This window comes from Oleiphilus sp. HI0123, assembly GCF_001635315.1.
On record NZ_LWGE01001182.1, the window covers coordinates 1 to 11,302 of the forward strand.

The 11,302-nt window shown below is 44.3% G+C and carries 7 protein-coding genes; all 7 read right to left on the minus strand.

The window, feature by feature from the left end; all coding sequences use genetic code 11:
• On the minus strand, nt 1–356 hold a 356-nt coding region (locus A3761_RS13075; RefSeq protein WP_156491830.1), incomplete at its 3' end, for a hypothetical protein.
• 173 nt (nt 357–529) lie between these two features.
• The gene (gene hemE, locus A3761_RS13080; RefSeq protein ID WP_068513946.1) at nt 530–1,594 is read right to left on the minus strand and encodes a uroporphyrinogen decarboxylase; all 1,065 of its coding nucleotides are present in this window, start codon (nt 1,592–1,594) and stop codon (nt 530–532) included.
• A gap of 119 nt (nt 1,595–1,713) precedes the next feature.
• Nucleotides 1,714–3,132, minus strand: a complete 1,419-nt coding sequence (locus A3761_RS13085) for an FAD-dependent oxidoreductase (RefSeq protein ID WP_068554435.1) — start codon at nt 3,130–3,132, stop codon at nt 1,714–1,716.
• A 52-nt stretch (nt 3,133–3,184) separates the two neighbouring features.
• Entirely contained in the window at nt 3,185–7,630 is a 4,446-nt protein-coding gene (gene gltB / locus A3761_RS13090; RefSeq protein ID WP_068554437.1) for a glutamate synthase large subunit, read from the minus strand.
• 211 nt (nt 7,631–7,841) lie between these two features.
• On the minus strand, nt 7,842–9,479 hold the full coding sequence (locus tag A3761_RS13095; protein WP_068554440.1) for an AAA family ATPase: 1,638 nt from the start codon (nt 9,477–9,479) through the stop codon (nt 7,842–7,844).
• 54 nt (nt 9,480–9,533) lie between these two features.
• On the minus strand, nt 9,534–10,610 hold the full coding sequence (aroB, locus tag A3761_RS13100) for a 3-dehydroquinate synthase (RefSeq protein ID WP_068506598.1): 1,077 nt from the start codon (nt 10,608–10,610) through the stop codon (nt 9,534–9,536).
• 4 nt (nt 10,611–10,614) lie between these two features.
• Nucleotides 10,615–11,139: a shikimate kinase AroK gene (aroK, locus tag A3761_RS13105; RefSeq protein WP_082865394.1), complete on the minus strand. Its 525-nt coding sequence runs from the start codon at nt 11,137–11,139 to the stop codon at nt 10,615–10,617.
• Nucleotides 11,140–11,302 lie beyond the last annotated feature (163 nt).

Below are 11,302 nucleotides of genomic sequence, written 5' to 3' on the forward strand. Positions count from 1 at the left end.
GGCTCCCTAGAACTGTCCCAACTAATGGGGTCCTCAAATACATCTTTAACATAATTTCCGCATATCAAACTTAGATCTTCTGGAAAGTCTGATGCATCTAAATATCGATACAATGGCGAATCCAAGTAAGCTAAAAGAGTCGCTTGAAGCACTTTAAGAGATAAATCTTCGGACATGTCGACTTCGATATCGATGGTTTTGTTATCGATATTAGTTTCGGCATCACTTTGATATATGTCAGGATCCCCAACACTTTTGAAAAAGGCTATATTTTCTAAATTATCGCAAGCCACGATCATTGTAGCGCAGATACAAATTGAAATTGCCTTAGCAAAATAGAGAGAGAGATGCCTCATTACAGTTCCTTGGGAGACCTTAAGGGTTATCTATCGATTGTATTAAAAGAGTCGCACAGGTTAAATAAGAGCCTGCTGCAAATGTGACACGTGTGGGAATTACATGGCATTTTGTGCTAGAAAAAGAAAGGGTGCCACGTTGCACCCTTAATTCTATGCATTAGATAACGATCTTAAGCGTGATACTGAGCACTCAGTTCATGAACCGCATCAACAAAGTAGCCTGCATGTGCTGGATCAACAAATTGATGAATACCATGCCCCAGATTGAATACATGGCCTTCACCTGGACCATAAGATGCCAAAATTCTAGCCACCTCATCCCTAATACCTTTTTCTGAAGCATATAGCACCGACGGATCCATATTCCCCTGCAAAGCAACTTTATCACCTACCAAGGCACGCGCTTTACCGATATCCATCGTCCAGTCAAGACCAAGTGCATCAGCGCCGGTATCAGCCATAGAAGGCAACCATAAACCGCCTCCTTTGGTAAATAGAATCACGGGGACTTTTCGACCATCGTATTCCCGAATTAAGCCAGCTACAATTTTCTTCATATAAGCCAAAGAGAACTGTTGATATGCATGATCACTCAGGTTTCCACCCCAGGTATCGAAGATCTGAACCGCTTGCGCACCCGCTTTTATTTGAGCATTCAGATAATCAATCACAGACAAGGCAATTTTATCCAATAACTGATGCATAATTTCTGGCTGAGAATACATCATCGCTTTGATATGGCGAAAATCTTTAGAGCTTCCACCCTCAACCATATAAGTGGCTAAAGTCCAAGGACTCCCAGAGAAACCAATCAACGGAACACGTCCATTCAACTCTTTACGTATGGTGCTCACTGCATCCGTTACGTAAGTCAAGTCTTTAGAGGTATCAACTATAGGTAGTTTCTCGACATCCTCTGCTGTTCGAACAATCTTCTTGAAACGAGGCCCCTCACCCGTTTCGAAATAAAGACCCAAACCCATTGCGTCCGGAATCGTCAAGATATCAGAAAACAGAATTGCAGCGTCGAGCTTGTAGCGCTCAAGAGGCTGAATTGTGACCTCGCATGCTAGTTCTTTATTCTTACACAGACTCATAAAGTCACCGGCTTGCGCTCTGGTCGCTTTATACTCTGGCAGATAACGCCCAGCTTGACGCATCATCCATACAGGCGTCACATCAACCGGCTTACGCTCTAGCGCTCTCAGAAATCGATCATTCTTTAGCTCTGTCATTCACTGTCTCTTCAATATTAATAATCAAGAAATGTCTGGCAATGTTGTCCAGATACAAAAAAGGCACAGTATTATCAACCGTGCCTTGGATTTAGTCATTGATACTCATCACGTGCAGACTATATATCCAGGTAGTCCATGATGCCTTCAGCTGCCTGGCGGCCTTCCGCAATGGCGGTAACCACCAAGTCAGAACCACGAACCATATCACCACCGGCGAAAATCTTCGGGTTACTCGTCTGATAAGGGTACTCACCCTTCTCTGGCGCGACAACACCGCCCCAGCTATTAACATCTACCTTCACATCGGACAGCCATTCTGGTGGGCTAGGCTGGAAACCAAACGCAATCAATACTGCATCAGCAGGCAGGATTTCTTCACTACCTTCGATAACTTCCGGGCGACGACGACCATTTTCATCAGCGGCACCCAGCTGTGTTTTAACAACCTTCACACCTTCAACTTTATCATCACCTACAATCGCCACTGGTTGACGATTAAACATAAAGTCTACACCTTCTTCCTTGGCATTCTGAACTTCTTTGCGTGAGCCAGGCATATTCTCTTCGTCACGACGGTAAGCACAAACTACACTATCTGCCTGTTGACGAATAGAGGTTCGGTTACAGTCCATCGCAGTATCACCACCACCCAGAACAACCACCTTCTTACCTGCCATGTTAATGAAGTCAGCTTCATCTTTTTCAAAACCCAAACGACGATTAACGTTTGAGATCAAAAATGGCAATGCATCATGAACGCCTGGCAAGTCTTCACCTGGGAAGCCACCTTTCATGTACTTGTATGTTCCCATACCCATAAATACTGCGTCATAGTCATTTAACAAGTCATCAATACTGATATCTTTACCAATTTCGGTATTCAAGCGAAATTCAACGCCCATATCGGTGAAGATTTCTCGACGACGCGACATGACATCCTTTTCTAGCTTGAACTCTGGAATACCAAAGGTAAGCAAACCACCAATCTCAGGATTAAGATCAAAAACAACAGGCTTAACACCGTTACGAACCAGGATATCTGCACAAGCCAAACCGGCAGGGCCCGCGCCAATCACGGCAACCTTCTTGTCTGTTTTAACAACATTGGACATATCCGGGCGCCAACCCATAGCGAAAGCCGTATCAGTAATATACTTCTCCGCCGAGCCAATAGTCACCGCACCAAAACCTGCATTAAGAGTACAAGCACCTTCACACAATCGATCTTGAGGACAAACACGACCACACACTTCAGGCAAAGAGTTTGTCTGGTGACACAGTTCAGCCGCTTCAAGAATATTCCCTTCTGAAACCAGCTTTAGCCAGTTCGGGATATAGTTATGTACCGGGCACTTCCACTCACAGTAAGGGTTACCACACTCAAGACATCGATGAGCCTGTTCAGTCGCGTCATTCTGATCAAATGACTGATAGATCTCACCAAAATCTTCGGTACGACCTTCCATTGGAATTTTCTTTGGGTCAACTCGACCCACATCAACAAACTGAAAGTTGTTATTTAAACGCTTTGCCATATTCTAACCTCTAAACCTTATTCGCAATGAGAGTATTCGATAATTCGAAACACTACTCAGGGCGAGAACGCATGTTGTTAAGCAAGTTATCCAAGCTAGCCGCCTTCGGCTTAACTAACCAGAACTTAGCAATGAAGTCATCGAAGTGCTCAAGGATCTCTTGCCCCCACTTACTAGATGTCTCAGCAACATGCTCCTTAATAACGCCTCGCAAATGATTGCGATAAGGCTCCATTTGTTCAGTTGAAACTCTTTGAATTTCTACCAACTCATGATTGTATTTATCTACAAACGTATTTTCCTGGTCTAGCACATAGGCAAAACCACCTGTCATACCAGCACCAAAGTTATAACCTGTTTGACCTAGAACAGTAATCAAACCGCCAGTCATATATTCACAGCAGTGATCACCTGCGCCTTCAACAACCGCTGAAGCGCCAGAGTTTCGAACTCCAAAACGCTCACCAGCCGTACCCGCTGCAAACAACTTACCGCCAGTAGCGCCGTAAAGACAAGTATTACCAACAATGGATGTTTCCTGGGTTTTGAACTCACTACCTTGAGGGGGTCGAATGGTTAGTTTACCACCAGTCATACCTTTACCAACATAGTCGTTTGCATCGCCTTCAAGGTTCATATTCAAACCACCAGCATTCCAAACACCAAAGCTCTGACCAGCTGTACCCGTCAAATTCAAGTTGATTGGCGCACTCACCATACCTTGATTACCATGACGCTCTGCGATTTCGCCAGAGATTCGTGCACCAACCGAACGATCACAGTTAGTCACTTCGTAATCGAAGGTACCACCCGACTTGGATTCAATTGTTGGAACTAAGTCCTCAACCATTTTTTCGGCCAACAAGGCTTGGTCAAACGGAGCATTACGCTCTACCTTACAGGTATGCGGTTTATCTTCAGGTATTCCCTCAGTCGAAAGAATCGGCGATAGGTCAAGCTTGTTCTGCTTATCAGTAGTACCTGACAAAATGTCTAACAAATCTGTACGACCAACCAGCTCTTCCAAACTACGAACACCTAGCTTAGCCATCCACTCACGCGCTTCTTTCGCAACAAAGCGGAAGAAGTTCATTACCATTTCTACGGTACCGTTGAAGTACTCATCACGAAGTAATTCGTTCTGAGTCGCAACACCCGTCGCACAGTTGTTCAAATGACAAATTCTCAAATAACGACAACCCAAAGCAACCATAGGCGTGGTACCGAAACCAAAACTCTCGGCACCCAGTATCGCCGCTTTAACAACATCCAGACCTGTCTTTAAACCGCCATCGGTTTGCAGACGGACGCTGCCACGCAAGTCATTGCCGCGCAGAGTCTGGTGAGCCTCGCTCAAACCAAGCTCCCAAGGAGAACCCGCATATCGGATAGAGGTTAGCGGACTTGCAGCCGTGCCACCGTCATAACCGGAAACTGTAATCAAATCAGCATAAGCCTTGGCAACACCTGCGGCGATAGTACCAACACCCGGTTCAGATACCAGTTTCACAGAAACCAATGCCTTTGGATTAACTTGCTTCAAATCAAAGATTAGCTGCGCCAAGTCTTCGATAGAATAAATATCGTGATGCGGTGGCGGTGAAATCAAGGTCACACCTGGCACCGAATATCTTAATGTCGCAATCAGGTTATTTACCTTACCACCTGGTAACTGACCACCTTCACCGGGCTTCGCACCTTGGGCAACTTTGATCTGCAAGACATCAGCATTACGCAAGTAGTGTGGCGTTACACCAAATCGGCCTGATGCGATCTGCTTGATCTTGGAACGTTTTTCCGTACCAAATCTCGCTGCATCTTCACCACCCTCTCCAGAGTTAGAGCGGCCACCTAGACGGTTCATTGCAACAGCAAGTGCTTCATGTGCTTCAGGAGACAAAGCTCCCAAAGACATTGCTGCCGAGTCAAAACGAGGGAAGATATTCTCTACCGGCTCTACTTCGTCTAAAGGAATCTCTTTAGCAGAATCACTTAAAGCAAACAAATCCCTTAAGGATGACGCTGGACGTTCATTTACCAAGGTTGCGTACTTCTGGTAAACAGAGTAATCGCCCGACTCAACTGCTTGCTGAATTGTATTGACAACATCCGGGTTAAAGGCGTGATATTCCTGACCGTGAACAAACTTCAGTAAACCACCTGGCTGGATCGATTTACGCGCCTTGAAAGCTTCTTTAGCCAACAGTGCTTGCTCTGATTGCAGGTCTTCAAAATCAGCACCCTGAATTCTACTTGCGACACCTTTAAAGCATAGGTCAACAACATCGTCTGCAAGACCTACTGCTTCAAACAATTGAGCGCCACGGTAAGAAGCAATTGTAGAAATACCCATCTTCGATAAGATCTTCAACAAGCCCTTACCAATACCGCGACGATAATTATTTTTCGCCTCGATTGGGTCCATCAGCATCTCACCCGTACTGATCAGGTCACTCATAACCTGATAAGCCAAGTAAGGGAAGACTGCCGTAGCACCAAAACCAAACAACACCGCGAAGTGATGAGGGTCACGGGCAAAACCAGACTCCACAATAATATTCGAGTCGCAACGTAAGCCCTTCTCAACCAAGTGGTGATGCACTGCACCCGTTGCCATAAAGGCATTTAGTGGTAATAAGCCAGGTTCGATATCTTTATCCGACAAAACAAGCGCAACCTTGCCTTGTCTAACAGCTTCTTCTGCTTGCTGGCACACATCAACAATTGCTTGCCTTAAGCCAGTCTCTTCCTTGTACTGAAGGCTAATTAAGGCATGTTCAAAACCATCTTTATCCGAGGTAAAGCAGCTAAACTTCGCAGGTGTCAGTACCGGCGTAGCCAAAATAATTCGCTTCGCATGCTCAGGCGTTTCTTCAAATACGTTCTGCTCTACACCCACACAGGTTTCCAGAGACATAACAATCGCTTCACGCAATGGATCAATCGGTGGGTTAGTCACCTGAGCAAACTTCTGTCTAAAGTAGTCTGAAACTGAACGAACACGAGTCGACAATACTGCCATTGGCGTATCATCACCCATCGAACCTACTGCTTCCTGGCCCGCCTCAGCTAATGGACGCAATACCTGATCTCGTTCCTCGAAAGTCACCTGGAACATCTTCATGTGCGTCTTTAGGGTATCAGCATCCATTGCTTGGAACGCTTCATGATCTTTGTCTAGCGTTGCCTCAATACGAACCGCGTTTTCTTTTAGCCACTTTTTATAAGGGTGAGCAGACTTAAGGCGGCTATCGATATCATCAGTATGTAGCACTTCACCCGTTTCAGTATCAACCGCTAGAATCTGTCCAGGACCAATTCGACCCTTAGCAACAACATCTTCCGGCTTATAGCCATAAGTTCCAATTTCGGATGCAACTGTAATGTAACCATTCTTAGTGATAACCCAACGACTTGGGCGCAAACCGTTTCTATCCAGTAAACAGACGGCGTAACGGCCGTCAGTTAGAACCAGACCAGCCGGTCCATCCCATGGTTCCATATGCATACTGTTATATTCATAGAAAGCACGTAGTTCGCTATCCATGGTGTCAACGTTCTGCCATGCAGGTGGAATCATCATACGAACGGCACGGAATAGGTCTACACCACCTGCCAGAAGTACCTCAAGCATATTATCCATACTGGAAGAATCTGAACCAGTACGATTCACCAAAGGAGATAATTCTCCCAGCTCAGGCAGTTCGTCTGTAGCAAACTTGCTTGTTCTCGCTGTAGACCAGTTTCTATTGCCTTCAATCGTATTAATTTCACCGTTGTGAGCAATACATCTAAATGGCTGGGCTAGTGGCCACTTTGGCATAGTATTAGTGGAGAAACGCTGATGAAAAACACAAATGCTTGTCTCAACATCTGGATTACCCAGATCCAAATAAAAATTCGGCAGGTCAACCGGCATCATCAGCCCTTTATAAGACACGACTTTTTCTGACAAACTACAAACGTAGAATTCTTCATCAAACGCCAAAGCCATTTCAGTCTTACGGCGCGCAACAAAAAGCTTAAGAGACAGTTCACGCTCACTAAGCCCGTCAGCCTGAACAAAGACCTGCTCAATCTGTGGCAAGCAATCCAGAGCCATACGACCCAAGCAATCGTTATTAGTCGGAACCAAGCGCCAACCAACAACGGTAAGACCTTGTGCTTCAAGCTCTGCACTCATCGCTGTTTTAGCTTGCTGCGCTTTCGTAGGGTCCTGTGAAAGGAAAACCATTCCTACGCCGTAAATCTCATTCAGATCGGCGCTAAACTGCTCCTTAACCACCTGCCTGAAGAACGTATCAGGTTTCTGAATCAACAACCCACAGCCATCGCCAGTTTTACCATCTGCTGCGATACCACCGCGGTGAGTCATACATGTAAGTGATTCTATCGCCGTTAATAGTAGATCGTGACTTGCCTGCCCTTCCATCTGGGCAATCAAACCAAATCCACAGTTATCTCTAAACTCTTCCGGGCGAAACAAACCTGCTGCCATAACATTCTCTCTACAAAATATCATTTAAAATCATACAGTTAGAACTAACAAAACTAACAATACCATATGACTATGAAAATTGGGGTTGGACATTTTACACATCGTGCTTATTCAGTACAAACTTAAAGAAGGCGTATAAGCAGAAAAAACTCGTAGAAAAGCATAAACTATCCTTATATTTCAAATAGATAGCTTCAAAAAACTAATTTAGTTATTGCCTCGGATAAGACTTGAGAATTCCAGCATAGCTCCTCAACCAAGGCTGTTGAGAAGTAATTATTTTAGGTGCCACCTTGAGCGCAGCATTGGCGGAAGCCTTATCAGGATAAACACCATAAAAAACAACAAACCAGGGTTTACCGCGATGCAGTGTTTCAAGATAGTATATCGGCTGAGCACTTTTACTTACGCGCTTTGCGAAGTCTATCGCTGTTTTCTCGTTATAGCTACCTAAAATTTGAGCTGAATAACCACTTGAGTTTTGGGATGCAACCCATGCTTTCCCCTTAAAGAACGGCTTAAGTATTTCACGGCTGCTCTCTGCGGCAGGAATAATTTTTTCCTGTACATTTTTAGCGATTTTCTCTATCTGCAAAGTATCGCTAACTAGTTGATCCGATTCTGGAACGCTAACTTCTTTATCTGCTAGAGTACCATCTTGTACCTTGTCGGGCTCAACAAGCTCTTTAACACCAGCGCTCTCTGGAATTGATCGAGACGCCGACATTTCAGGCTTATTGAGCGAACCTTTTTTAATCTCGCCACTACCCTGACGACCTTTATCCAAACTATCTATATTGCTTTCTGAAGCTTTAGCCAAACTCTCTGACAGGGCCTGATCAAGCATTCTTAACCTTGCTTCTCTCTGTTGCTCTACGAGAGACACTTTATTTTCATCAGAGTTATTCTCTTGCTCCGGCTGCTCGTGCGCGACTGCTTCGCTATCTCCTTCAGTAAACAAGCCATATTGATAAGACACGAGTAAAAATGAGAAGCAAAGCAGAACGGCAACACCCCAAAAAACCTGTTTCGGCACTCCTTTACGACTCTTAACCGGTAGCTTTAATGCCCCCGGTTCTAACATGACACTACTGAACAAGCGATTCACCCGACCAGGCAAACCTTTCCCCATGTCAATTAAATGTTGTACCTGACTTTCTGACAGCCCTAACAAGCCGGTATAGCCAGCATACTCCAATCTCAACTGGAGATATTCCAGCATATCTGAAGCACCTAAAGGCTTAAGCTGCATTTGATGCAACCACTCGTCATCACCTTCTATGTGACTCAAACGAGCAAGCTGCAGCAAGCTTGGCAAACCCGAAAAAATTGCTACCACTCCGCTTTCTTTAGGCAACTGACTGAAATATGAAAAGTAAAATTGAAGCTCTTTTTTTGATAATAGGTCTGCGTTATCAAAAACCAGAACCTTTCTCACACCATCTTTCTTGAACTCATCTTCCAAATACTGCAATAAACGGGAAAATGATTGACGCGTAGTTTCACCAACTATCGAATCTAAACCAACAAGCTCGCCAAAGTCATGTATAACAGATTTCGACTTTTCCTTATTAGCAAGCTCCTGAGCATCTGTAACGTAGATACTCAGCTCGCCAGCTGAAGATTTTGCAAATTTATTAAGTAGAGTGGTTTTGCCAGCACCTTTTTCGCCAGTAAGCAAGAGAACCATATCGCCAAAGGTCGACATATGGCGAAGTGTTTCTAAATTATGCTGACGCTGCGCCCCCTCAAAAAATACTAGCATTCGCTCATCGAATGGGTTTTCTTTCAAGTTAAAGTGCGAAATGAGCTGCTCACTCAAAACATTATTATTTTTTGTCACACTCATATCAGACTTATCGACTCACCTACAAAATTAATCGAACCAAGTAATTGCTTCTAATTAAGCTTTGCCACCCAAAACATTTGCCAGAGAATCAGCGCCAAAGTCTGCTGTCACAACAGCTTCACCAATCGACTTCAAAAGCACAAGACGGAGCGTTCCATCCATTACCTTTTTGTCCACAGACATTAGTCGTTCATATTCTGAAGCCAACATGCCTTCCGGCCCTTCAATTGGCAAGTTAGCAGCAAGCAATATATTTGAAATTCGAGAAACATCTTCATCACTAATCCAGCCTTCCATTCTCGACAATTCTGCTGCCATAACTGTTCCCGCTGCAACCGCCTCACCATGAAGCCAAGAGCCATAACCTTCATAAGTCTCAATCGCATGGCCAAATGTGTGCCCTAGATTTAATATTGCTCTAAGCCCACCCTCTTTCTCATCTAGTTCAACAACTTCCGCTTTACAAGAACAAGATTCTTTAATCGCGTAGGTTAAAGCATCAGAGTCCAAGGACCTTAAGGCCTCAACATTAGCCTCCAACCAGTCAAAGAACTCTGGCTTACGGATCAAACCATATTTGATCACCTCCGCCAGGCCCGCTGAAACTTCCTTTGAAGCCAGAGTTTGCAAGGTCAAAATATCAATGATAACGGCTTTAGGCTGGTAAAAAGCACCTATCATGTTTTTACCTAAAGGATGGTTGATTGCAGTTTTTCCACCTACAGATGAATCTACTTGCGAAAGAAGCGTCGTGGGCACCTGAATAAAATCTACGCCACGCTGATAAGCTGATGCAGCAAAACCTGCCATATCTCCAATTACACCGCCCCCCAGCGCAACGATAGTCGTCTTCCTGGAATGAGCCTTCTCTAGTAGCGCATCAAAAATCAGGTTTAAGGTTTGCCAATTCTTATATTGCTCTCCGTCAGGCAAGACCACGCTATCAACCTCATAGCCAGACAATGCCTGTCTAACTTGCTGCTCATACAAAGGCCCGACTGTCTCATTTGTCACCAGCATTACTTTTTTGCCGGCAATGTAGGGCTGATAGAGAGATGGATTACTCAATAAGCCTTCGCCAATAAAAATTGGGTAATCACGTTCACCCAAATCTACTTTTAACTCAATCATTTATTCACTCTTTTTCTATCGCGCTGATTATATCTTTAACAATACCTTTCATAGACTTTTTGTCTGTATCAATTACATAGTCAGCAACTTCTCGATAAATTGGATCTCTGGTCGCATACAAATCACTCAAGACCTGACGAGCATCTTTGTCTCCCTGCAACAAAGGACGATTCTTATCTTTGTGAGTTCTTTTGTACTGCTGCTCGACTGAGGTATTCAAATACACTACAAAAGCAGTGTTGTTCACACACTCTCTGTTCTCGGGGCGCATCATCGCACCACCACCTGTTGCCAAGACGACGTTTTTAAGTGCTGACAAATCTTTTATTGCCTGGCTCTCTCTATCCCGGAAGCCTGCTTCGCCCTCGACATCAAAAATCCACGGAATGTTTGCCCCGGTTCGCCGCTCTATCTCTTTATCGGAATCATAAAAGTCAAAGTTCAGCTCTTTGGCTAAAATTTTTCCTATGGTTGTTTTTCCTGCCCCCATTGGGCCCACAAAAACAATCAACGGTTTAGCTATACTCATATTTCGATCTTATGCCGGCCAATCAATATGTCAGTAAAGATTAACCTGTTTATTTTAAAAAGAAAAAAGGCCGCAATCTGCAGCCTTTTACCTAAGCTCAATAAGACATATTGTCCTATATTTGCTGGTCAATCACACCATTTTTTAATAGCTTAGGCGTGAT